The sequence below is a fragment of the Diaphorobacter caeni genome, assembly GCF_015354245.1.
Lineage (GTDB): Bacteria > Pseudomonadota > Gammaproteobacteria > Burkholderiales > Burkholderiaceae_C > Diaphorobacter_A > Diaphorobacter_A caeni.
Genome location: NZ_JADKYZ010000006.1, coordinates 165,582 through 187,531 on the forward strand (window position 1 = coordinate 165,582; position 21,950 = coordinate 187,531).

The 21,950-nt window shown below is 62.8% G+C and carries 20 protein-coding genes; 14 read left to right on the forward strand and 6 right to left on the reverse strand.

From position 1 onward, the window contains the following. The first annotated feature begins 38 nt into the window (after positions 1 to 38). Genes ISG32_RS16045 through ISG32_RS16055 form a run of 3 tightly spaced genes read left to right on the forward strand, consistent with a single transcriptional unit; the run spans position 39 to position 2,998 of the window. The gene (locus ISG32_RS16045) at positions 39 to 1,007 is read left to right on the forward strand and encodes a Bug family tripartite tricarboxylate transporter substrate binding protein (RefSeq protein ID WP_194772034.1); all 969 of its coding nucleotides are present in this window, start codon (positions 39 to 41) and stop codon (positions 1,005 to 1,007) included. 16 nt (positions 1,008 to 1,023) lie between these two features. After that, a complete protein-coding gene (locus tag ISG32_RS16050) occupies positions 1,024 to 2,052 on the forward strand; it encodes a branched-chain amino acid ABC transporter permease (RefSeq protein WP_194772035.1) in 1,029 nt (342 codons plus the stop codon). A gap of 4 nt (positions 2,053 to 2,056) precedes the next feature. Continuing rightward, positions 2,057 to 2,998, forward strand: coding sequence for an intradiol ring-cleavage dioxygenase (locus ISG32_RS16055; RefSeq protein WP_194772036.1), 942 nt, complete (start codon positions 2,057 to 2,059; stop codon positions 2,996 to 2,998). Between the two features lie 53 nt (positions 2,999 to 3,051). Here ISG32_RS16055 and ISG32_RS16060 read toward each other — a convergent pair whose 3' ends face one another. Both ISG32_RS16060 and ISG32_RS16065 read right to left on the reverse strand, forming a co-directional pair. Further along, entirely contained in the window at positions 3,052 to 3,501 is a 450-nt protein-coding gene (locus ISG32_RS16060) for a hypothetical protein (protein WP_194772037.1), read from the reverse strand. Positions 3,502 to 3,792: 291 nt separating this feature from the next. Then, a complete protein-coding gene (locus ISG32_RS16065; RefSeq protein WP_194772038.1) occupies positions 3,793 to 4,158 on the reverse strand; it encodes a LysR substrate-binding domain-containing protein in 366 nt (121 codons plus the stop codon). Between the two features lie 269 nt (positions 4,159 to 4,427). Between ISG32_RS16065 and carA the strand changes: the two genes are divergently transcribed. The 4 genes from carA (at position 4,428) to ISG32_RS16085 (ending at position 9,983) form a co-directional block, all read left to right on the forward strand. Further along, positions 4,428 to 5,603 carry a glutamine-hydrolyzing carbamoyl-phosphate synthase small subunit gene (gene carA / locus ISG32_RS16070; RefSeq protein ID WP_194772039.1) on the forward strand — a complete coding sequence of 392 codons (1,176 nt, stop codon included), beginning with the start codon at positions 4,428 to 4,430 and terminating at the stop codon, positions 5,601 to 5,603. Next, positions 5,603 to 8,848, forward strand: a complete 3,246-nt coding sequence (gene carB / locus ISG32_RS16075) for a carbamoyl-phosphate synthase large subunit (protein ID WP_194772040.1) — start codon at positions 5,603 to 5,605, stop codon at positions 8,846 to 8,848. Before carA ends, carB begins: the two co-directional genes overlap by 1 nt. A 215-nt stretch (positions 8,849 to 9,063) precedes the next feature. Beyond that, complete coding sequence (gene greA, locus ISG32_RS16080; protein WP_194772041.1) at positions 9,064 to 9,540, forward strand: transcription elongation factor GreA; 477 nt, start codon at positions 9,064 to 9,066, stop codon at positions 9,538 to 9,540. Positions 9,541 to 9,554: 14 nt separating this feature from the next. Next, the gene (locus tag ISG32_RS16085) at positions 9,555 to 9,983 is read left to right on the forward strand and encodes a DUF4149 domain-containing protein (protein WP_194772042.1); all 429 of its coding nucleotides are present in this window, start codon (positions 9,555 to 9,557) and stop codon (positions 9,981 to 9,983) included. A 97-nt stretch (positions 9,984 to 10,080) separates the two neighbouring features. Here ISG32_RS16085 and ISG32_RS16090 read toward each other — a convergent pair whose 3' ends face one another. After that, on the reverse strand, positions 10,081 to 10,860 hold the full coding sequence (locus ISG32_RS16090) for a glycosyltransferase (protein ID WP_228529868.1): 780 nt from the start codon (positions 10,858 to 10,860) through the stop codon (positions 10,081 to 10,083). Positions 10,861 to 10,915: 55 nt separating this feature from the next. Next, positions 10,916 to 11,389, reverse strand: a complete 474-nt coding sequence (locus ISG32_RS16095) for a YhbY family RNA-binding protein (RefSeq protein ID WP_194772043.1) — start codon at positions 11,387 to 11,389, stop codon at positions 10,916 to 10,918. Positions 11,390 to 11,535: 146 nt separating this feature from the next. Between ISG32_RS16095 and ISG32_RS16100 the strand changes: the two genes are divergently transcribed. The 7 genes from ISG32_RS16100 to ISG32_RS16130 all read left to right on the forward strand — a co-directional run bounded on the left by ISG32_RS16100 (position 11,536) and on the right by ISG32_RS16130 (position 20,510). Further along, a complete protein-coding gene (locus tag ISG32_RS16100) occupies positions 11,536 to 12,195 on the forward strand; it encodes an RlmE family RNA methyltransferase (RefSeq protein WP_194772044.1) in 660 nt (219 codons plus the stop codon). Positions 12,196 to 12,382: 187 nt separating this feature from the next. Continuing rightward, positions 12,383 to 14,305 (forward strand): ATP-dependent zinc metalloprotease FtsH, encoded by a 1,923-nt coding sequence (gene ftsH, locus ISG32_RS16105; protein WP_194772045.1) that lies wholly within the window; start codon positions 12,383 to 12,385, stop codon positions 14,303 to 14,305. Positions 14,306 to 14,449: 144 nt separating this feature from the next. Beyond that, positions 14,450 to 15,310, forward strand: a complete 861-nt coding sequence (gene folP, locus ISG32_RS16110; RefSeq protein ID WP_194772046.1) for a dihydropteroate synthase — start codon at positions 14,450 to 14,452, stop codon at positions 15,308 to 15,310. Positions 15,311 to 15,379: 69 nt separating this feature from the next. Continuing rightward, on the forward strand, positions 15,380 to 16,714 hold the full coding sequence (glmM, locus tag ISG32_RS16115; protein ID WP_194772047.1) for a phosphoglucosamine mutase: 1,335 nt from the start codon (positions 15,380 to 15,382) through the stop codon (positions 16,712 to 16,714). 127 nt (positions 16,715 to 16,841) lie between these two features. Then, positions 16,842 to 17,678, forward strand: coding sequence for a GNAT family N-acetyltransferase (locus ISG32_RS16120; RefSeq protein WP_194772048.1), 837 nt, complete (start codon positions 16,842 to 16,844; stop codon positions 17,676 to 17,678). Between the two features lie 217 nt (positions 17,679 to 17,895). Then, on the forward strand, positions 17,896 to 19,998 hold the full coding sequence (ppk1, locus tag ISG32_RS16125; RefSeq protein ID WP_194772049.1) for a polyphosphate kinase 1: 2,103 nt from the start codon (positions 17,896 to 17,898) through the stop codon (positions 19,996 to 19,998). Between the two features lie 50 nt (positions 19,999 to 20,048). Further along, on the forward strand, positions 20,049 to 20,510 hold the full coding sequence (locus tag ISG32_RS16130; protein WP_194772050.1) for a SixA phosphatase family protein: 462 nt from the start codon (positions 20,049 to 20,051) through the stop codon (positions 20,508 to 20,510). A gap of 24 nt (positions 20,511 to 20,534) precedes the next feature. Here the strand turns inward: ISG32_RS16130 and ISG32_RS16135 are convergent, their stop codons facing one another. Continuing rightward, positions 20,535 to 21,221 (reverse strand): hypothetical protein, encoded by a 687-nt coding sequence (locus ISG32_RS16135; RefSeq protein WP_194772051.1) that lies wholly within the window; start codon positions 21,219 to 21,221, stop codon positions 20,535 to 20,537. 152 nt (positions 21,222 to 21,373) lie between these two features. Further along, complete coding sequence (locus ISG32_RS16140; protein ID WP_228529869.1) at positions 21,374 to 21,913, reverse strand: hypothetical protein; 540 nt, start codon at positions 21,911 to 21,913, stop codon at positions 21,374 to 21,376. Positions 21,914 to 21,950 lie beyond the last annotated feature (37 nt).

The following is a 21,950-nucleotide window of genomic DNA, read 5'->3' on the forward strand; positions in this document are numbered from 1 at the left end:
GTTTGGACATTCAACACGGAAATGAAGGAGACAAACAAATGAAAAGCTCGATTCGTATGTGGACGGTGGGTTGCGCGGCGGCGATGCTGGCCGCTGGTGCATGCGCGGCGGATGCGGACTGGCCCACGAAGCCGTTGCGGCTGATCGTGGCCTTTCCTGCGGGCGCGCCCGGGGACATCATCGCCCGCGTGATCCAGCCGCAGCTGCAGCAGGCGCTCGGCAAGCCGGTGATCGTTGAAAACAAGCCCGGAGCAGGGGGCAACATCGGCATGCAGGAAGTGCTGCGTGCGGCGGATCAGCACTCGGTGCTGCTCGGGCCCGACACGATGCTGACCATCAATCCGCACCTGTACAAGAAGCTGACCTTCAAGCCGATGGAGGACTTCGTGCCGGTCACGCAGCTTGCTGCCTTCAGTCAGGAGCTGGTGTGCAATCCGTCCGTCGGCGTGCGCAAGCTGGACGATCTGCTGGCCAACGCCAAAAAGGCGCCGATGAGCTATGCATCGGGCGGCGCGGGCGTGCCCGGCCACATGGCGATGGAGATGCTGCTCGCGCGCACCGGTGTGACCATGCAGCATGTGCCTTATCGCGGCCCGAGTCCCGCGATGCAGGATGTGCTGGGCGGCGCCGTGCCCTGCGGCTTTCTGGCATCGCCCGTGGTGAGTCCGATGATCAAGGACAACAAGCTCGTGCCCATCGCGGTCTCCGGCTCGCGCCGCCTGAGCAGCCAGCCGTCGGTGCCGACCGTCGCGGAGTCGGGCGTTTCGGGCTATGCGGCCGAGTTCGCCGAGATGATGGCCATGCCGCGCGGCACGCCCGTCGCCATCGTGAATCGCCTGCAGACCGAAGTGGCCAAGGCCATGGCGTCGGCGACGGTGCGCGAGCGCATGGCGACCCTGGATCTGGAGCCGCTGGCCAACAGTCCCGAAGAAGCGGCGCGGCGCATACGTCGAGAAAATCAGCGCTGGGGCGAGGTCGCGCAACAACTCAAGCTGCAGCTTGATTGAACGGAAGGAGTGAGCCATGCATGCAAGCACTTCCGCACCTCCGGCGTTCAGCGTGCAGCGCCAGACGCGCGCGAGCCAGAGCTTCGCCGTGATCGCAGCGGCGCTGGTGATCGTCGCGGCCAGTCTGCCGTTCTGGGGCGAATCGAGCTGGATGCGCGAGTTCGTCGAGATCGCCTGCTACTTCATCTTCGCGATGATGTGGAACCTGCTGGCCGGCTACGGCGGCATGGTGTCCATCGGCCAGCAGGCGTTCTTCGGCTTCGGCGGCTACGTGATGCTCATGCTCGGCAACTTCTGGGGCGTGAATCCCTTCGTCGGCATCGTGCTCGGCGCGCTGGCATCGGCGATCATCGCGATTCCCGTCTCGCGCCTTGCGTTCCGATTGCAGGGCGGCTACTTCGCCATCGGCACCTGGGTGATCGCCGAGGTGTTCCGCCTGAGCTTTTCCAACATCTCCGCCGTCGGCGGCGGCTCGGGCACCACGCTCACGGCGCTGCGCGGCATCAGCAAGTTCACCCGTGAATCGACCACCTACTGGATGGCGCTGGCCTGCGTGGTGCTGGTGGTCGTGCTGGTCTATCTGTTTCTGCGCAGCAAGCGCGGCCTTGCGCTGCTCGCGATCCGCGACAACGAAGTGGCGGCCAAGTCGCAGGGCATCGACGTGGGGCGCATGAAGCTCGCGGTCTACATCGTCGCGGCCTTTGGCGCGGGACTGGCAGGGGCGCTGTATTTCGTCGGCAACCTGCGCATCAGCCCGAACGCGGCGTTCAGCGTGAACTGGACGGCCTTTGCCATCTTCATGGTGATGATCGGTGGGCTCGGCCGCATCGAAGGCCCGATCATCGGCGCGCTGCTGTTCTGGGCGCTCAACAAGTGCTTTGCGGACTACGGCAGCTGGTATCTCATGGGACTCGGGTTGCTCGCCATTGCCGTGACCATCCAGTTCAAGCAAGGTCTGTGGGGCTACGCGCAGCAGCGCTGGGGCTGGTCCCTGTTCCCCACGGCGCGGCAGCTGAAGCTCGACATCGCATCCACCAGGAGATGAACCCATGAAGAATATCGACCACCTGAGCATCACCCCCGAGGTCATCGCGCGCTTTGCCGACTGCACCCAGCCGCGCCTGAAGTACTTGCTGACCGAACTGGTGCAGAGTCTGCACGACTACGCCCGCAAGGTCGAGCTGACCGAGTCCGAACTGATGGCGGCCATCGGCTTTCTCACCGCCACCGGCCAGAAGTGTGACGACAAGCGTCAGGAATTCATTCTGCTGAGCGACGTGCTCGGCCTCTCGATGCTCGCCGTCGCGCAGAACAACAAGTTCCCGCCTCAAGCCACCGAGGCCACCGTGTTCGGCCCGTTCTACGTGGACGGCGCGCCAAGCTACGCGCACGGCGACGACATCGCCAACGGCGCGCAGGGCGAGCCGCTCTACGTCATCGCCACGGTGAGTGACCTGAACGGCCAGCCCATCGCCAACGCGCTGGTCCACACCTGGCAGGCCGACAGCGATGGCTTCTACGACGTGCAGCGCCCCGATCAGGAGATGCAGGCGCGCGGCAACTTCCGCACCGATGGGCAAGGGCGCATCCATTTCCGCTCCATCCTGCCCGTCGCCTACCCCGTGCCCACCGACGGCCCGGTGGGCGACATCCTGCGCGCCTCGGGCCGCCACCCCTGGCGCCCCGCGCACGTCCACTTCATGATCGAAGCGCCGGGCTACCGAACCCTCGTCACCCACATCTTTCGCGAGGGCGACCAGTATCTCGAAAGCGACGTGGTGTTCGGCGTGCGCTCCTCGCTGGTGGCGCAGATGCCGAGGCACGGGGCGGGGACGCCCACGCCCTCCGGCGAGGCTTCGGAGCGGGCATTTCATACCCTCGATGTGCAGTTTCGACTTGTCGAGGCAGCTTGGGACTTCGATGACTCGGGTTGCTTGCTGTCTACTGCGGCTTTCGGCCAGAAGCCGTCGCTGATGGAATCAAGACGCTGACATTCAACGTTTGAATTCAGCGGCCGCCGAAGGCGGTCCGCGAGAATGAAAGGTTAGAGCTCATTCGTGACGCGCTCCTTTGCTGCTTCAATTGCTTCGGAATCGATATCATCGGCGATCCCTGCGGCGTATGAGAGCCAATCTTGAAACGCTAGCCACTGTTCGCGCGAGTATGGCTCGATCGGATCCCAGCGATGTTCCGAGTTCGTCAAAGCATAAAGAACTGCGCTCGCCGCATCACATAGCCAGGGCCCGCTGGCATCAAGACCATAAATCAGCCAAGCGGGAAAGAAATAGCGTTTGGCTTCCGCTGACAGAAGTGGCATGTCCCATACGTGCCTATGAAAGACATCGGGCGGAATGTCCATTGGTTTATACGGGAAAAAATCGTCAGCAAGCTCGTTGCACTCTTCGCAAATGTGAGGCGCGATCTGATTTCGCTCTGGGTGCCGCACGGCTTCAAACGCATCTAGGATTCTTTCGCGCAACTCAACTGGATTCATGAGCTCTAACGTTCGAATTAACGGGCGCCGTGGGGCTTCCCGCTGAATGAGGGGTTAGGTAACTGTGGGCTCATTGAATCTCCTTCGTGCGATTTGCACATAAAATTCCATGAAACCCGGTAGGCTTGCTGGCCTAGTTGTTCACGGAGTATGACAGACCGCTATGCGGTTGATGGACGAATGTCTGTTGTGGGTCGCTTCCTGCACCGGAGAATAGGCGAAAACTCATAAGTTTTCAGGTGTTTCCGACCTGATTTACCCGCCCCCGAGCTGGGGCGCTTCCTACCCGTCTCATGCAGTGAACATCCCCGAAAAATCGCAACACTCTTGTGCGAGCAGGCAGATATCCGACACCAACACACTCTTGAGTTGGGGCTTGAAGAGCGCGACGTAGGGCACGGCCGGGCCGGGGTCTATGGTGGCGAGCAGCTGCAGCTGTCCCGCGTCGATCAGCGGACGCAGGCAGTCCTTGGGCGTGTAGCTGATGCCCATGCCTGCTGCGGTCAGGCCGATCAGCGGCAGCAGGCTGTTGGTGATCACGGGCGGGTTGATCTGCTCGACCATGTTCTCTTCAAGCCAGCGGTCGACGATGCGACCAAGGCCCGAGTGGTCGCTTTGGGTGAGCAGCTTGTCGTAGTCCACGGTGGCCGCAAGCATGCCAAGCTCGACAAGGAGTCGGGCGCAACGGTCGAGTGATTGACTTGCGGCGTTCTGGATGCGTGATCCGGCGAGGGCGAGCATGCCCGAGCCGGGTTGCGCACCCGTCCTACCTATCAGGGTTAATCCCCACGCGTTATAATTAGCGGCTTTCCAGAAATCAGTCGCCCGGCCGCATCAAAGCAACTTATTCAACGCAGCAGTCAGCAGGACATGTCACAGGCATGCCCGCAGGCTCCCGGGCGACCCGTAACCATTCGGAGAACCCAGTGCTTTTGTCTCTCAAGGGAACCTTCCCATCCGCCATTCTGGCGCTCGCAGACGGCACGGTCTTTATTGGCAACTCGATCGGTGCCACCGGCACCACGGTCGGTGAAGTGGTGTTCAACACCTCGCTCACCGGCTATCAGGAAATCCTCACCGACCCCAGCTACTGCCAGCAGATCGTCACTCTGACGTATCCGCACATCGGTAACTACGGCGTCAATTCCGAGGATGTCGAAGCCAACAAGATCCATGCTGCCGGTCTGATCATCAAGAACCTGCCGCTTTTGGCCAGCAACTTCCGCATGGAAGAGACGCTGCCCCAATACCTTGTGCGCCAGAACACCGTTGCGATCGCCAACATCGACACCCGCAAGCTCACCCGACTGCTGCGCGACAAGGGCGCGCAGAACGGCGCCATCGTCGGCCTGGCCGACGGTGAAGAAGTCACGCAGGCGCGCATCGATGCGGCCGTGGCTGCCGCCAAGGCCGCTCCGAGCATGAAGGGTCTGGACCTCGCACAGGTCGTCACCACCGAAAAGAATTACACGTGGGACGAGGCTGAGTGGGTGCTGGGTCAGGGCTACGGCAAGCAGACCGCGCCGCGCTTCAATGTGGTGGCGTATGACTTCGGCGTGAAGTTCAACATCCTGCGCATGCTGGCTGAACGTGGCTGCAAGCTCACCGTCGTGCCTGCCAAGACCTCGGCAGCCGAAGTGCTGGCGATGAATCCCGATGGCGTGTTCCTCTCGAACGGCCCTGGCGATCCAGCGCCTTGCGACTACGCGATTGCCGCCGTCAAGGAAATCGTGGAATCGGGCAAGCCGACTTTCGGCATTTGCCTCGGTCACCAGATCATGGCGCTGGCCGCCGGTGCCAAGACCTTCAAGATGGACAACAGCCACCACGGCGCGAACCATCCCGTGAAGGACCTGGACAACGGCCGCGTGAGCATCACGAGCCAGAACCACGGCTTTGCGGTGGAGCTGGACTCGCTGCCTGCGAACCTGCGCGCCACGCACATCAGCCTGTTCGACGGCACGCTGCAAGGCCTCGAGCACAAGGACAAGCCGGCGTTCTGCTTCCAGGGTCACCCTGAGGCTTCGCCCGGCCCGCACGACATCGGATACCTGTTTGACCGCTTCACGGCATTGATGGCCAAGGCCAAGGAGAACAAATAATGCCAAAGCGCACAGACCTGAAGACCATCCTGATCATCGGCGCCGGCCCCATCGTCATCGGCCAGGCCTGCGAGTTCGACTACTCCGGCGTGCAGGCCTGCAAGGCGCTGCGCGAAGAGGGCTACAAGGTCGTTCTGATCAACAGCAACCCCGCCACGATCATGACGGACCCGGCCACCGCCGACGTTACCTACATCGAGCCCATCACTTGGCAGACGGTCGAGAAGATCATCGCCAAGGAGCGTCCCGACGCGATCCTGCCGACCATGGGTGGTCAGACCGCGCTGAACTGCGCGCTCGACCTGTGGCGCAACGGCGTGCTGCACAAGTACAAGGTGGAGCTGATCGGCGCGACGCCCGAAGCCATCGACAAGGCGGAAGACCGTCTGAAGTTCAAGGATGCGATGACCCGCATCGGTCTGGGATCGGCACGCTCGGGCATCGCCCACTCGATGGACGAAGCCTGGGCTGTGCAGAAGCAGGTGGGCTTTCCGACCGTGATCCGCCCCAGCTTCACGCTCGGCGGCACGGGCGGCGGCATCGCCTACAACTCGGAAGAGTTCGAGACCATCTGCAAGCGCGGTCTGGAAGCCTCGCCGACCAATGAGCTGCTGATCGAAGAATCGCTGCTCGGCTGGAAGGAGTACGAGATGGAAGTGGTCCGCGACAAGGCGGACAACTGCATCATCATCTGCTCGATCGAGAATCTGGACCCGATGGGCGTGCACACCGGTGACTCGATCACCGTGGCTCCCGCCCAGACGCTGACCGACAAGGAATACCAGATCATGCGCAACGCCTCGCTGGCAGTGCTGCGTGAGATCGGTGTGGACACGGGCGGCTCCAACGTGCAGTTCTCGGTGAATCCGAAGGACGGCCGCATGATCGTCATCGAGATGAACCCGCGCGTGTCGCGTTCGTCCGCTCTGGCGTCGAAGGCCACGGGTTTCCCGATCGCCAAGATCGCCGCCAAGCTGGCCGTGGGCTTCACGCTCGACGAGCTCAAGAACGAAATCACCGGCGGCAAGACGCCGGCATCGTTCGAACCATCGATCGACTACGTGGTCACCAAGATTCCTCGTTTCGCGTTCGAGAAATTCCCGGCTGCCGACAACCGCCTGACCACGCAGATGAAGTCCGTGGGTGAAGTGATGGCCATCGGCCGTACCTTCCAGGAATCCTTCCAGAAGGCCCTGCGCGGTCTGGAAGTGGGCGTGGACGGCATGAACGAGAAGACCCAGGACCGCGAAATTCTGGAGAAGGAACTGGGCGAGCCCGGTCCCGACCGCATCTGGTACGTGGGCGATGCCTTCGCTGCGGGCTGGACGCTCGACGAAGTGCACAACATCACCAAGATCGACAAGTGGTTCCTGGTGCAGATCGAAGAGATCGTGAAGATCGAACTCGACCTCGACAAGCTGTTTGAAGAAAAGGGCGACAAGGCATTGGCCGCCATCGATGCGGGCACCATGCGCACTCTCAAGCAGAAGGGTTTTGCGGACCGTCGTCTGGCCAAGCTGCTGCACACCACCGACAAGGCGGTGCGCGATGCGCGTCACGCCCTGAAGGTGCGTCCGGTCTACAAGCGCGTGGACACCTGCGCGGCGGAGTTCGCGTCGAACACGGCCTACATGTACTCGACGTATGACGAAGAGTGCGAAGCGGCGCCCACCGACAAGAAAAAGATCATGGTGCTGGGCGGTGGCCCGAACCGCATCGGTCAAGGCATCGAGTTCGACTACTGCTGCGTGCATGCCGCCATGGCGATGCGTGAAGATGGTTACGAAACCATCATGGTCAACTGCAATCCCGAGACTGTCTCGACCGACTACGACACGTCCGACCGCCTGTACTTCGAGCCGCTGACGCTTGAAGACGTGCTGGAAATCGTGGCGGTGGAAAAGCCCGCCGGCGTGATCGTCCAGTACGGCGGTCAGACGCCGCTGAAGCTGGCGCTGGGTCTGGAAAAGGAAGGCGTGCCGATCGTCGGCACATCGCCGGATTCCATCGATGCAGCCGAAGACCGCGAGCGCTTCCAGAAGCTGCTCAACGACCTCAAGCTGCTGCAGCCGCCAAACGCCACGGCCCGTACCGAAGCGCAGGCGCTCGAGCACGCGACGGCCATCGGCTATCCGCTGGTGGTGCGCCCTTCCTACGTGCTGGGTGGCCGTGCGATGGAAATCGTGCACGAGCAACGTGACCTCGAGCGCTACATGCGCGAAGCGGTCAAGGTGAGCAACGACTCGCCCGTGCTGCTGGACCACTTCCTGTCGAACGCCATCGAATGCGACGTGGACTGCGTGCGCGACAGCACCGGCGCCGTGTTCATCGGCGGCGTGATGGAGCACATCGAGCAGGCCGGCGTGCACTCCGGTGACTCGGCATGTTCGCTGCCTCCGTACTACCTGAGCGCCGCGACGGTCGCCGAGATCAAGCGTCAGACCGCTGAAATGGCCCATGGCCTGAACGTGGTCGGCCTGATGAACGTGCAGTTCGCGATTCAGGAGCGTGACGGCAAGGACGTGATCTACGTGCTGGAAGTGAACCCGCGTGCTTCGCGCACCGTGCCGTTCGTCTCCAAGGCAACGGGCATTCAGCTTGCCAAGGTGGCCGCACGTTGCATGGTCGGCGATACGCTGGCCGAGCAGGGTGTGACCAAGGAAGTGACGCCGCCTTACTTCAGCGTGAAGGAAGCCGTGTTCCCGTTCGTGAAGTTCCCCGGCGTGGACACGATTCTCGGCCCCGAGATGAAGTCCACCGGCGAAGTGATGGGCGTGGGCAAGACCTTTGGCGAAGCGTTCGTCAAGAGCCAGCTCGGCGCGGGCACCAAGCTGCCGACTGAAGGCAAGGTCTTCCTGACCGTGAAGAACGCCGACAAGCCGCGTGCCGTCGCCATCGCCAGGGAACTGGCCGCCATGGGCTTCACGCTCTGCGCCACGCGCGGCACGGCTGCGGCGATTGCCGAGGCGGGCATCGAAGTTCAAACCGTGAACAAGGTCACGGAAGGCCGTCCGCACATCGTGGACATGCTCAAGAACAACGAGATCGCCATGGTCATCAACACTGTGGAAGAGCGTCGCAACGCGATCGCCGATTCGCGCGCCATCCGCACCAGCGCACTGCTGGCGCGCGTGACGACCTTCACCACCATCTTCGGCGCGGAAGCGGCTGTGGAAGGCATGAAGTCGATGAACAACCTGGATGTGTATTCCGTTCAGGAACTGCATGCACAGCTGACCGCTTGAGTGCAACCGCTGTCCTGACCGGACGGCGGGTTTTTGGGGGCTGACAGCCGGGACAAAACCGGCATAATGTTCCCATCAATGAATGACCGCCGCACGGCAACGCGCGGCGGTTTGCTTTTGGGGCGCCGGGGGGATGCAGTTGCTGTGTTCGAAGCGCGCCAGAGTCAACCGGCGCCCAAGCTGCGTCATATGAACAGAGATACGGAGTCAGAGGAATGGCCACTATTCCAATCACCAAGCGCGGTGCGGAAAAATTGAAGACGGAGCTCAAGCAGCTCAAGTCCGTCGAGCGTCCAGCCGTGGTGCAAGCCATCGCGGAGGCGCGTGCGCAGGGTGACCTGAGCGAAAACGCCGAATACGAAGCGGCCAAGGATCGTCAGGGCTTCATCGAAGGCCGCATCATCGAAGTGGAGGGCAAGCTCTCCGCCGCGCAGATCATCGATCCAACCCAGCTCGACGCTGGCGGCAAGGTGGTGTTCGGCGCCACCGTCGATCTGGAAGACGAGGACAGCGGCGATGCGGTCACCTACCAGATCGTGGGCGAGGACGAGGCCGATCTGAAGCACGGCCTGATCAACGTCTCCAGCCCGATCGCGCGTGCGCTGATCGGCAAGGAAGAGGGCGACACCGCCGTGGTGATGGCCCCGGGCGGCGAGCGTCGCTACGAAGTGGTGGCGGTCCGCTACATCTGATCGGGCCCGCGCAGATGTCGACCATTCACGAACGTCTGCCGGTCATGGCGACTGCCCTGTGGTGGGGCAGTCTTTCGATCATCGGCTTCATGGTCGTGCCCATGCTGTTCGCCAACCTGGGCAACCCTACGGTGGCGGGCAACATGGCTGCCAAGCTGTTCGCGGCGCAGACCTGGGTTTCGGTGGGCTGCTGCCTCTCGCTGCTGATTCTCAGCAAGCGTCGGCATGCGGAACGAATCGAGGACTGGGCGCAGAGCGGGCTGATGCTGATCATCGGCGGCATGCTGCTCGCGCTGCTGGTGCAGTACGGCGTGTCGCCGCGCATCGTCGCGCGTCAGAACCTCAAGCTGTGGCACAGCGTCGGCACCGTCATGTATCTGCTGCAGTGGGTCTGCGCGACCGTGCTGCTGTGGAAGCTCGCGAGGCGCTCGACTTCGTCCTGACGGACCGATTGTTCGCTCATTCATGAAAAAGGCGCTGACCTCGTTGGAGGCAGCGCCTTTGTTGTTTTGCTGTTGTCGGCGATTCGGGGCGGGTGGCTTACTCGACCTGTTCCCAGGCCTTGGCCACCCAGGTGGTGGGCTGGATGTGCCGCAGCGGCTTGTTGCGGCGGCCTGCGAGCGCGTCGTGCGGATTGCACTCGCCGTGGAAGATCACGATGCGTGCATCCTTGGGCGGGACCGGCTCCTTCCAGTAGTTGGTCGGCCAGGTGGGAATGCAGGCGTACTTGAAACTCGGGCACCATGAGGCGGGCCAGTACGACAGCTTTCCCTGCTTGTTGAGAACGTGCGACAGGTACTCCTGCTCATTGCGGTACTGGGCGCGGATCGCCTGCGAGTTCTTGCGGAAGTAGGCCAGCACGTCGGCATGCGCGCCGAGCTCAAAGCGGTAGACCGACGAGTTTCCGACGATGCGCTTGGCGTTGTTGCGCCAGAAGCGTGGGTAGTCCTTGATGATCAGGAACTGGCCGGGCTGGGTGAAGAAGTCATCAAGACTGCCGACGATCACGATGTCGATGTCGAGAAACAGCGCCGTGCCGCGCAGGCCGTAGAGATCAGCCTCGAACGTGGTCAGCTTCTTCCAGGCGCGGTCGGGCTCGCCGGGCGCGAGGTTGAAGTTGATGTCAGGAATCGGGTGGGATTCCACTTCGGGACGCAGGCCCCTGGTGTCGTCGGTCAGGCAGACGAACTTGAAATCACCCGTGAGGTGACGTCGCACCATGGCGTAGAGCCGGTTGACGTACTCCGGGCCGTACTTCGTGCCCCACTTCATGCAGATGATGTGGCGCTGCTGCGCGGCTTGCGCGGTGTGTGTGCTCATGTCGGCGATTGTCGTGCGGAAAAAAAGCGATCTGCGATCTGGTCCTTGGGGCGGATCAGTCGTTGTGGCCCTTTTTCACCGACTTCATCTTCGGCTTGGCGCGCTTGATCTGGCCACCGGCCGTCAGGCGCTGGTTGCCGAGCACGCGGATCTGCTTGACTTCGGGCTTCTGGCCTCCGCGCTTGCTGAACTTGAGCACCTTGACGTCGCGAGGACCGGGCATGCGGTCGTCGTCATGGGCCTTTTCCTTTTCGGGGATCGGGCGCCACAGCACCAGCAGCTTGCCGATGTGCTGAATAGGCGCAGCGTTCAAGGTGTCGGCCAGTTGCTGGTACATTTCTTCACGGGCAGCGCGGTCATCGCCGAAGACGCGGACCTTGATCAGGCCGTGCGCGTTGAGCGCTGCGTCGATCTCCTTTTGCACGCCGGGTGTCAGGCCGTCGCCACCGATCATGACCACGGGGTCGAGGTGATGGGCATCGGCGCGGTGTTCCCGGCGCTGTGTTGGAGTGAGTTGAATTTGAGGCATAACCCGTATTATCTCAATGAGAGCGCGGTTTGCCTTTTTATTGAAGGATTCTGTATGCGCGGACAGGCCCAATCGATGGGTTTTCCCGTCACCGGCGCATTGCAGCGGCTGCCGCCTGGAGCTTCCTTGACGGGGCAGGGATAGATATGAAAGTTCAAACCAAAAGCAAGAAGGTCAACAAGGCATGGCTCAACGAGCACATCCATGACCCCTACGTCCGTCAGGCCCAGAAGGATGGCTACCGGGCCCGCGCGGCCTACAAGCTCAAGGAAATCGACGAGCAGTTCAACCTGATCCGCCCCGGCCACATCGTGGTCGACCTGGGCTGCACGCCGGGCGCGTGGAGCCAGTACTTGCGTCGTCGCATGTCGCCCTCGGGTGCTGCGGTGGGCGAGCTCAACGGCGTGATCATCGGACTCGACCTGCTGCCGATGGAGCCCATCGAGGGTGTGCAGTACATTCAGGGCGATTTCCGCGAGGAGTCCGTGCTCGAGCAGCTTCAGGAAGCCGTGGGTGGCCGCCCCGTGGATGTGGTGGTGTCCGACATGGCGCCCAACCTGTCGGGCATAGAGTCCACGGATGCGGCCCGCATTTCGCACCTGATCGAGCTGGCGGTGGATTTTGCAGTGCATCATCTGAAGCCCGAGGGTGCGCTGGTGGTCAAGCTGTTCAACGGCAGTGGCTACACGCAACTGGTGCAGCTGTTCCGGGACACGTTCAAGGTGGTCAAGCCGATCAAGCCCAAGGCGTCACGCGACAAGTCGTCCGAGACCTTCCTCGTGGGCATCGGCTTGAAAAAGCCCTGAAAAAGGCGTGAAATGACTTGTCACACCTCTGGAATACCCCTTCATAAGGGTGACCATGGCTTTCGCTGGGGTAAATCGGAAGGGAAACGCGGTTGAAAAGTCTAAAATGTTCCCCAAATGCGCTAGAGCAATCTTGTGACCGGCATAGGACACAGTTGTTCAATATTTTTAGAATCTGGAGCTCCGCTTGAACAATCAGTGGTTTTCAAAAGTCGCCGTATGGCTCGTGATCGCCATGGTGCTGTTTACGGTGTTCAAACAGTTTGACACCCGTGCTGGCGCTGGCGCTGGCACGGTCGGCTATTCGGACTTCCTCACGCAGGTCCGTGATGGCCGCATCAAGACAGCCACTATTCAGGAAAGCCCTGGCGGCACTGAAGTGGTGGCCGTGACCAGCGACGATCGCAAGATCCGCACGACCGCCACCTATCTGGACCGTGGTCTGGTGGGCGACCTCATCAACAACAACGTCAAGTTCGACGTGAAGCCACGCGAAGAAGGTTCGCTGCTGATGACCCTGCTCGTGAGCTGGGGCCCGATGCTGCTGCTGATCGGCGTGTGGGTCTACTTCATGCGTCAGATGCAGGGCGGCGGCAAGGGCGGGGCGTTCAGCTTCGGCAAGTCCAAGGCCCGCATGCTCGACGAGAACAACAACACGGTCACGTTCGCGGACGTGGCCGGTTGCGACGAGGCCAAGGAAGAGGTCAAGGAAGTCGTCGACTTCCTGAAGGACCCCAACAAGTTCCAGAAGCTCGGCGGTCGCATTCCTCGCGGCCTGCTGCTGGTCGGCCCTCCTGGCACCGGCAAGACGCTGCTGGCCAAGTCGATCGCCGGCGAAGCCAAGGTGCCGTTCTTCTCGATCTCGGGTTCCGACTTCGTTGAAATGTTCGTCGGCGTGGGCGCTGCCCGCGTGCGCGACATGTTCGAGAACGCCAAGAAGAACGCGCCCTGCATCATCTTCATCGACGAAATCGATGCGGTCGGTCGTCAGCGTGGCGCAGGCCTCGGCGGCGGCAATGACGAGCGCGAACAGACGCTGAACCAGATGCTGGTCGAGATGGACGGCTTCGAGACCAACCTCGGCGTGATCGTCGTGGCTGCGACCAACCGCCCCGACATTCTGGACGCCGCGCTGCTGCGCCCCGGTCGTTTCGACCGTCAGGTGTACGTGACGCTGCCCGATATCCGTGGCCGCGAGCAGATCCTCAACGTGCACATGCGCAAGATCCCCGTGGGTCAGGACGTGAATCCGGGCGTGATCGCCCGTGGCACGCCCGGCATGTCCGGCGCCGATCTGGCCAACCTCTGCAATGAGGCCGCCCTGATGGCTGCGCGTCGCAATGCGCGCACCGTCGAGATGCAGGACTTCGAAAAGGCCAAGGACAAGATCATCATGGGCCCCGAGCGCAAGTCCATGGTCATGCCCGAAGAAGAGCGTCGCAACACGGCATACCACGAAGCGGGCCATGCCTTGATCGGCAAGCTGCTGCCCAAGTGCGATCCGGTGCACAAGGTCACCATCATCCCGCGCGGTCGTGCGCTGGGCGTGACGATGAGCTTGCCCGAGCAGGACCGGTATTCCTACGACAAGGAATTCATGCTCAACCAGATCGCGATGCTGTTCGGTGGTCGTATCGCCGAAGAAGTGTTCATGAACCAGATGACCACCGGCGCGAGCAACGACTTCGAGCGTGCCACCCAGATCGCCCGCGACATGGTGATGCGTTACGGTATGACCGAAGCGCTGGGTCCGATGGTCTACGCCGAAAACGAAGGCGAAGTGTTCCTGGGCCGCTCGGTGACCAAGACCACCAGCATTTCGGAAGAGACGATGCAGAAGGTGGACACTGAAGTGCGTCGCATCATCGACGAGCAATACCATCTGGCGCGCCGCCTGATCGAGGAAAACTCGGACAAGATGCACGCCATGGCCAAGGCCATGCTCGAATGGGAAACCATCGATGCGGAGCAGCTCAACGACATCATGGCCGGCAAGCCGCCGCGCCCACCCAAGGACTGGACGCCCCGCGTTCCTCCATCGGGTGGCGACAACAACTCGGGCGGCGGCACTCCAGCAGTGAAGTCCGATCCATCGCCCACAGCGGCTTGAAGTCGGTGACTCTCCAGCACTGACCACCACGACAAAGGGGCCCTTTCGGGCCCCTTTGTTGTTTCTGGCGAGCCCCGAAATTCCAAGGCGGCTCGCCGGCAGCCAGGCAAGATCGCCACAGAATCTCAAGGAATTTCGCACGTTATGTACTGGCAAGCTGGTCGTTTCCAGATCGATCTGAACGCGCCCAAAGTGATGGGCATCGTCAACGTCACTCCCGATTCGTTCTCTGACGGAGGCAGTCACGACAACGTCCGCGATGCGCTCGCGCACTGCGAGGCGCTGGTGAAAGAGGGCGCGGACATTCTCGACATCGGTGGCGAGTCCACCCGCCCGGGCAGCCCCGCCGTGCCTCTGGAGGAAGAACTCGCGCGGGTGATTCCGGTGGTGCGCGCGGCCCGCGATCTGGGCGTGCCGCTGTCCATCGACACGTACAAGCCCGAGGTCATGCGCGCGGCGCTGGGCGAGGGGGCGGACATCATCAACGACATCTGGGCCCTGCGCCAGTCCGGCGCGCGCGAGGCCGTCGCGGCGCATCCGGACTGCGGCATCTGCATCATGCACATGCACCGCGATCCGCAGACGATGCAGCAGCAGACGATGGACGGCGACGTGGTCGACGAGGTCTGGCGCTTTCTCGCGCAGGAGCTGGCCGTGCTGCGCGGCATGGACATCGCCCGGGAGCGCATCGTGCTCGACGCGGGCATCGGCTTCGGCAAGACCGTGGAGCAAAATTTTGCGCTTCTTTCCGCTCAGAATGATCTGGTTCAGCGCTCGGGAGGCTACGCTTGGCTCGCGGGCTGGTCGCGCAAATCGTCGCTTGGCGCGGTGACGGGGCTGCCGGTCGATCAGCGCCTTGGCGCCAGCGTGGCGGCGGCGCTGCTGTCGGTGCAGCAGGGCGCGGCCGTCGTGCGGGTGCACGATGTGCGCGACACCGTGGCGGCGCTCAAGGTGTTTGCGGCGATGGAGCAGCAGCAGGAGCAGCGACGTCCGGCGAGACGCTAAGATCAGCCACCCACGATTCAACAAGACAGATCTCGCGAAGAGACTCAACAGGCAGAGGAAAACAACAAGATGTCACGTCGTTACTTTGGAACCGATGGAATCCGCGGCACCGTGGGTGTCGCCCCGATCACCCCAGACTTTGCCCTCAAGCTGGCCCACGCGGTGGGCCGCGTGCTGCGCCGCACCGAAGAGCGCCCGACGGTGCTGATCGGCAAGGACACGCGCATTTCCGGCTACATGCTGGAGAGCGCGTTGGAGTCGGGTTTCAACTCTGCCGGTGTGGACGTCGTGCTGCTTGGTCCGCTGCCGACGCCCGGCGTCGCCTACCTCACGCGCGCGCAGCGCGCGAGCCTTGGCGTGGTGATCAGCGCCAGCCACAACGCGTTCCAGGACAACGGCATCAAGTTCTTCTCCGCGCACGGCACCAAGCTGCCTGACAGCTGGGAAGAGCAGGTCGAGGCCGCGCTGGACGAGCCTCCGGTCTGGGCGGATTCGCAGTCGCTCGGCAAGGCGCGCCGTCTTGAGGATGCCGCCGGTCGCTACATCGAATTCTGCAAGAGCACCTTCGCCAACGCCCTGACGCTGCGCGGCCTGCGCATCGTCGTCGATGCGGCCAATGGCGCGGCGTATCACATCGCTCCCAAGGTGTTTCATGAACTAGGCGCGGAAGTCATCTCCATTGGCTGCTCGCCGGACGGATTCAACATCAACCGCGACGTGGGCGCGACCCATCCGGATGCGCTGGTGCGCGCCGTGCGGGCCAACCACGCGCACTACGGCGTGGCGCTGGATGGCGACGCCGACCGTCTGCAGATGGTCGATGCCCAGGGTCGCCTCTACAACGGCGACGAGCTGCTCTATCTGATGACGCTCGACCGCCTTTCGCGCGGTGAATCCGTGCCCGGCGTCGTCGGCACGCTGATGACCAACATGGCCGTCGAGGTGGCGCTGCGCCGCAAGGGCGTCGAGTTCGTGCGCGCCAAGGTGGGCGACCGCTACGTGCTCGAAGAACTCGTCAAGAACGGCTGGCAGCTCGGCGGCGAAGGGTCGGGCCATCTGCTGGCGCTCGACAAGCACACCACCGGCGACGGGCTGGTCAGCGCGTTGCAGGTGCTGCAGACCTGCGTGCGTGCCGACAAGTCGCTGCCGCAACTGCTCACCGAGGTGAAGCTGTTCCCGCAGGTGCTGCTCAACGTGCGCCTGCAGCCCGGTCAGGACTGGAAGGCCAACACCAAACTCGCGGAGGCCACGCGCGATGCGGAGCAGACGCTCGGCGACCAGGGCCGCGTGCTGATCCGTGCCAGCGGCACCGAGCCGCTGCTGCGCGTGATGGTCGAGGCCGAGAGCGCCGACGACGCGAATCACTATGCGCAACTGCTTGCCGACGTGGCGCGAGCAGGCTGACGTCACTGAACCGTCACCCGACTGACACGCACCCGTCACCGCAGCCTTCCACAATTTCCTGCGGAGGCGGGGCGCTCCTGTCCGGGTAGCTGTCTGGCATGTCCTCCACACGATGAGGAATGCCCCCATGAGTGACCTGCCCAGCCCGACGATGCCTCTCAGCCCGGCTTCTTTGCCCAGGGGGTCACTTCACCGCGCATCTGATGCGAGCCATGTGGGGCAGGTTCAGGAAGCGCGGGGCGGCATCGAAGTCTCCTGGGCGCGCCACCTCGATGAAGTGAGAGAGGCGCAGAAGCTGCGTCACGACGTGTTCGTCTCCGAAATGGGCGCGCAGCTGAGCACGCCCGTCGCGGGCCATGACATCGATCTCTTTGATGATTTCTGCGAACACCTGCTGGTGCGTGATGCAGCCACCCGCCAGGTGATCGGCACCTACCGCGTGCTGACTCCGGTGCAGGCGCGCCGCGTGGGCAGCACCTACAGCGACACCGAATTCGACCTCACCCGCTTGCGCACGCTGCGCAGCCGCATGGTGGAGCTGGGCCGCAGTTGCGTGCATCCGGACCATCGCCATGGCGGCGTGGTGCTGGCACTCTGGGGGGCCTTGGCGGACTTCATGGTGCGCAATTCGCTGGACACCATGATCGGCTGCGCCAGCATTCCGATGCTGCACAACGGCGTGGTGACGGGTGACGTGGCCGCCAGCATCTACCGCAGGATCAGCGCGACGCACATGGCGCCCATCGAGTTCCACGTGCGTCCGCGCCTGCCGCTGCCGCTCGAGACTCTGGACGACAACCTGGATGTCGACCCGCCCGCGCTGATCAAGGGCTATCTGCGCCTTGGCACCCGCATTCTCGGCGCTCCCGCATGGGATCCCGACTTCAACACGGCGGACCTGCCGATGCTGATGCGTCTGGAAGACCTGCCGGCGAAATACCGCAAGCATTTTTTGAACCGCTGAGATCGCAAACACGCTCTGAGTGTCTGTTTGCCGAACATGCGGCGCTTTCTTACTTCACGTTCGTCCAAATATCTCCAGCATGCGAATGAATATGTCGTCCTGGATATGACAAAACGGTGACTTGTCACGTGTTTGTCACAGGCGCATTTGATACTGATTGTTGTCAATCCTGCACTGATTCATTCGTATGCCTTTTTCCGCGTCCACGCCATCGTCCATGACAGCATCAGAGGGTAGCGCCGCCGTTTCCGCCACCCGGTCTCCCGAGGGGCCGGACGGCAAAAAAATCGCCTTGCTCGACCGGGACCACAGCATTCTGGCGTTCAATGAACGGGTCTTTGACTGGGCGGTACGCCCTGACGTGCCGCTGCTCGAGCGTCTGCGCTATCTGTGCATCGTCTCGTCGAATCTGGACGAGTTCTTCGAAGTGCGGGCTGCGGCCCATCTGACCGCCGCGCAGCAGGGCGAGACCAAGGGCGAGTACAGCGTGGCCTCGTTCGAGGCGCTGGCGCAGAAGGCGCATCAGCTCGTGGATCGGCAATACGCGCTCTACAACGATTCGCTGATTCCGGCCTTTGAGGCGCATGGCATCCGCATCGTCTCGCACGGCGAGCGCAGCAGCGCGCAAAAGCGCTGGGTGAAGGAGTATTTCCAGCGCGACGTGCGGCCACTGTTGATTCCGGTGGGGCTGGATCCGTCGCACCCGTTTCCGCAGGTCGCCAACAAATCGCTCAACTTCATTGTCCGGCTCAAGGGCGGCGACGCGTTCGGCCGCTCCAACGAGATCGCCATCGTCAAGATCCCGCGCATCCTCCCGCGCGTGATCCGCCTGCCCGCCGAGGTCGCGCCCAAGGGCGTGCAGATGGTCACGCTCTCCAGCATCATCCGCTCGCATCTGGCCGATCTGTTTCCCGGGCGTGACGTGACCGAGTTTTCGCAGTTCCGCGTCACGCGCCATTCCGACCTGGCGGTGGATGAGGAAGACGTGCGCAATCTGCGCATGGCTCTGCGTCAGGGGCTGCAGCATCGCCATTTCGGTCAGGCGGTGCGGCTGGAGGTGTCGTCCGGCTGTTCGCGCTACATGTCGGACTTTCTGCTTTCGCAGTTCAATCTGCCCGCCGCCGCGCTCTATCGCGTGCAGGGGCCGGTCAATCTGGTGCGCCTGTCGCAGGTGGTGGAACTGGTCGCGGACCGCTCGCTGCTGTTCCCCGCATGGCAGCCCGCGTGGCCTGAGCAGCTGCCGCGCAGCAGCTCGATCTTTGCCGAGCTGAAGAAGCGCGACGTGCTGATCCACCAGCCGTTCGAGAGCTTCGACGGCGTGCTCGCCTTTCTGCGCGAGGCGGTGAATGATCCCAAGGTGCTGGTGATCAAGCAGACGATTTATCGCACCGGTGCCGATTCCGAAATGATGGACCTGCTGCGCGAGGCCGTGCGCCGTGGCAAGGAGGTCACTGCGGTCGTGGAGCTCAAGGCGCGCTTCGATGAAGAGGCCAACATCAACTGGGCCGAGGCGCTCGAGTCCATCGGCGCGCAGGTGGTCTACGGCGTCGTGGGTCTCAAGACGCACGCCAAGATGCTGCTCATCACGCGCCGTGAGGGCCGCCAGCTGCGGCGCTACGGCCATCTGTCCACCGGCAACTACAACCCGCGCACGGCCAAGCTCTACACCGACCTGAGCTGCCTCACGGCGGACGAGCGCATCACCGCCGACATGGATACGGTGTTCGACCATCTGGCCAACCAGAACCGCGTGCCCAAATTGAATGACCTGATCCTCGCGCCGTTCGAACTGCAGCGGCGCATGATCGACATGGTCGACGCCGTCGGCCAAGCCGCCGCGCGCGGAGAGCATGCGCGCATCGTCGCCAAGATGAACGCGCTGACCGACGAGGCGCTGATCCAGGCGCTGCTGCGGGCGGGGCAGCGTGGCGCGCACATCGATCTGATCGTGCGCGGTGCCTGCATGCTGCCCGCACAGGTTCCGGGCGTGACGGAGCGCATCCGCGTGCGCTCGGTCATCGGCCGCTTTCTGGAGCACACGCGCGTGTTCTATTTCGCTGCGGGGCAACAGGAAGACCTGTACCTCTCGAGCGCCGACTGGATGAATCGCAACATGCTGCGCCGCGTCGAACTCGCTTGGCCGGTGAAGGACAGAAAGCTGCGCCAGCGGATCATCGACGAGTGTCTGGTGTCCTACCTCCACGATGACCGAGACGCATGGACGCTGGAGGCCGACGGGCACTACGAGCGTGCGCCGCGCGTGACGGACGGTCTCGGCGCGCAGAAGGCGCTGATGCGCCGCTATGCGCCGACGCGCTGATGTCAGGACCCATCCTCGAATCCACAATCTATCGACGAGAGAAACGCGAAATGGATCTGATTCTCTGGCGGCACGCCGAGGCTGAAGAAGCGCCGGACGGCGGGGACGATCTGGAGCGCCCGCTGACATCGCGAGGTGAAAAGCAGGCCGCGCGCATGGCGTCCTGGCTTGATCGTCAACTGCCCGAGGGGCTGCGGGTGCTCGTGAGTCCGTCCGTGCGCACCGAGCAGACTGCGAGGGCGTTGGGCCGCAAGTTCAAACCGCGTGCCGAACTGCTGCCCGGTGGCTCGGTCGACGATCTGCTTGAGCTCGCCCAGTGGCCCAAGTCACGCGGCGCCGTGCTGGTCGTGGGGCATCAGCCGATGCTTGGAGAGACGGCCGCCAGGCTGTTCGGCATGACGGCCAGCCAGTGCTCGATCCGCAAGGGTTCGGTCTGGTGGCTCAGGCACCGCAGCCGACAGGAGATCGAGGAGACGATCCTGCTGTCGGTGCAGTCACCGGATTTTCTGTGATGACGTTCTGGTGGGAGAGGGCGCTCACCAGAATTTCCACCAAGGCGCGCGCTTGGGCAGCCCGGGTGCTGTGACTTCTTCTGCAATGGAGACGGTCGAAATCAGCTGACGCATGCGATGGCGAACCTTCGAGAGCGGGTGCTCCGGAAACATGTCATCGAATCGACGGTCATCGGACGGCAATGCCTGCAGCGGACGCGCGCGCATGGTCGCAAACATGTCTTCGGTGTTGTCGAGCACGATGGGCGTGGCTTGTTCAGCGGTGCTTTCGTTGTTCTTGCCCATGGCCAGCACCACTGCCTCGCGCAGGCCCGTGTCTCCGCGCTCGGGCGACTCGACGCTGATCTCCAGCAGCCAGTCTCCGTAGGGAATCCAGAGGACATTGGAAAACATCATTCCCAGACTCTGAGGAATGGGCGAACGGTATTTGAAGAGCCCCAGCAGCGCATGGCGTCCGTGCACCACGACCTTTTCTATCTCCAGCAGAACACCACCGTTGTCAGCACATTTGCTGGAAAAATAGTTTCTTGCCGCAGAGAGATCCTGTAGGTCGAACTGCCAGTCCGCGCGGGCTTTGGGGACACGCAGAACCAGAAACACGTCGTTGGAGGTGCTCCAGCCGAGATGCTCTTCGGACTGTTCGCGCAGCGTGCAGTCAGCAACGTCGAACTGGATGGAGCGGGTGTTTGGCGGAGTCAGAGCGCTTGGCATGGAACTGGTGAGATGGCCCGGAAGTAGACCGTTCTCGTATTCTCGCCCATGCAAGCGCCGAGACACCGATTTGCCAATCGGTGCGAAGGACGTCGGCCTGCGCCAAGCATCAGATGCCTGGCGCGACCGACATGGAATGGACGAGTGGTTCTTCAGGCCTTTGGACGACCGGTCTTGATGGCCGGAACAGCCTTGAGCGCGGCCTGCAGTTGTTGGTCGTCCAGCGTGGCCAGCAGCTTGAGGCCGGCGCGCAGCAGTTCGCTCTTCTTGACCGGATGGTCGAGCTTGGCAGCGCGCAGCTTGAGCATGTCGATGACGGCATATTCATCCTTGGGGATGGTGAAGCTGTCGCGCACCAGCTTGGGCTTCTTGGGCTTGGCTTCCTTCGCGGCTTCCTTGGCTTCCTTCTGCACGTCCTTGGCGGCCACCTTGCGGGCCTTGGATGCGGCCTTGGAGGCTGTCTTGGCTTCTGCGGGCTTGCCGGCCTTCTTGGCCTTCGCGCTGGAGGCCTTGGCCGCTGGTTCAGCCGCCGCAGGCGCGCTCACGACTTTCTTGGAAGCGGCGGTGGGGGTGGGCGCTGGCGCGGCCGCAGCAGCGGTGGTTGCCGTCTGCTGCACGACCTTCTTGGCGGCGGCGGCAACGGGAGTGGGGGCTGCGGTAGGAGCGACGGAAGTCTTGGCGGTGGGGGTCATGAGAAGGGATTGAAAAACGATATAAACAGTTTATACC

What these genes read in the sequence shown, in the direction of transcription:
- ISG32_RS16045 (WP_194772034.1), top strand. Translation starts at nt 39, where the DNA reads ATGAAAAGCTCGATTCGTATGTGGACGGTGGGTTGCGCGGCGGCGATG.
- ISG32_RS16050 (WP_194772035.1), top strand. Translation starts at nt 1,024, where the DNA reads ATGCATGCAAGCACTTCCGCACCTCCGGCGTTCAGCGTGCAGCGCCAG.
- ISG32_RS16055 (WP_194772036.1), top strand. Translation starts at nt 2,057, where the DNA reads ATGAAGAATATCGACCACCTGAGCATCACCCCCGAGGTCATCGCGCGC.
- ISG32_RS16060 (WP_194772037.1), bottom strand. Translation starts at nt 3,501, where the DNA reads ATGAATCCAGTTGAGTTGCGCGAAAGAATCCTAGATGCGTTTGAAGCC.
- ISG32_RS16065 (WP_194772038.1), bottom strand. Translation starts at nt 4,158, where the DNA reads ATGCTTGCGGCCACCGTGGACTACGACAAGCTGCTCACCCAAAGCGAC.
- carB (WP_194772040.1), top strand. Translation starts at nt 5,603, where the DNA reads ATGCCAAAGCGCACAGACCTGAAGACCATCCTGATCATCGGCGCCGGC.
- greA (WP_194772041.1), top strand. Translation starts at nt 9,064, where the DNA reads ATGGCCACTATTCCAATCACCAAGCGCGGTGCGGAAAAATTGAAGACG.
- ISG32_RS16085 (WP_194772042.1), top strand. Translation starts at nt 9,555, where the DNA reads ATGTCGACCATTCACGAACGTCTGCCGGTCATGGCGACTGCCCTGTGG.
- ISG32_RS16090 (WP_228529868.1), bottom strand. Translation starts at nt 10,860, where the DNA reads ATGAGCACACACACCGCGCAAGCCGCGCAGCAGCGCCACATCATCTGC.
- ISG32_RS16095 (WP_194772043.1), bottom strand. Translation starts at nt 11,389, where the DNA reads ATGCCTCAAATTCAACTCACTCCAACACAGCGCCGGGAACACCGCGCC.
- ISG32_RS16100 (WP_194772044.1), top strand. Translation starts at nt 11,536, where the DNA reads ATGAAAGTTCAAACCAAAAGCAAGAAGGTCAACAAGGCATGGCTCAAC.
- folP (WP_194772046.1), top strand. Translation starts at nt 14,450, where the DNA reads ATGTACTGGCAAGCTGGTCGTTTCCAGATCGATCTGAACGCGCCCAAA.
- glmM (WP_194772047.1), top strand. Translation starts at nt 15,380, where the DNA reads ATGTCACGTCGTTACTTTGGAACCGATGGAATCCGCGGCACCGTGGGT.
- ISG32_RS16120 (WP_194772048.1), top strand. Translation starts at nt 16,842, where the DNA reads ATGAGTGACCTGCCCAGCCCGACGATGCCTCTCAGCCCGGCTTCTTTG.
- ppk1 (WP_194772049.1), top strand. Translation starts at nt 17,896, where the DNA reads ATGACAGCATCAGAGGGTAGCGCCGCCGTTTCCGCCACCCGGTCTCCC.
- ISG32_RS16130 (WP_194772050.1), top strand. Translation starts at nt 20,049, where the DNA reads ATGGATCTGATTCTCTGGCGGCACGCCGAGGCTGAAGAAGCGCCGGAC.
- ISG32_RS16135 (WP_194772051.1), bottom strand. Translation starts at nt 21,221, where the DNA reads ATGCCAAGCGCTCTGACTCCGCCAAACACCCGCTCCATCCAGTTCGAC.
- ISG32_RS16140 (WP_228529869.1), bottom strand. Translation starts at nt 21,913, where the DNA reads ATGACCCCCACCGCCAAGACTTCCGTCGCTCCTACCGCAGCCCCCACT.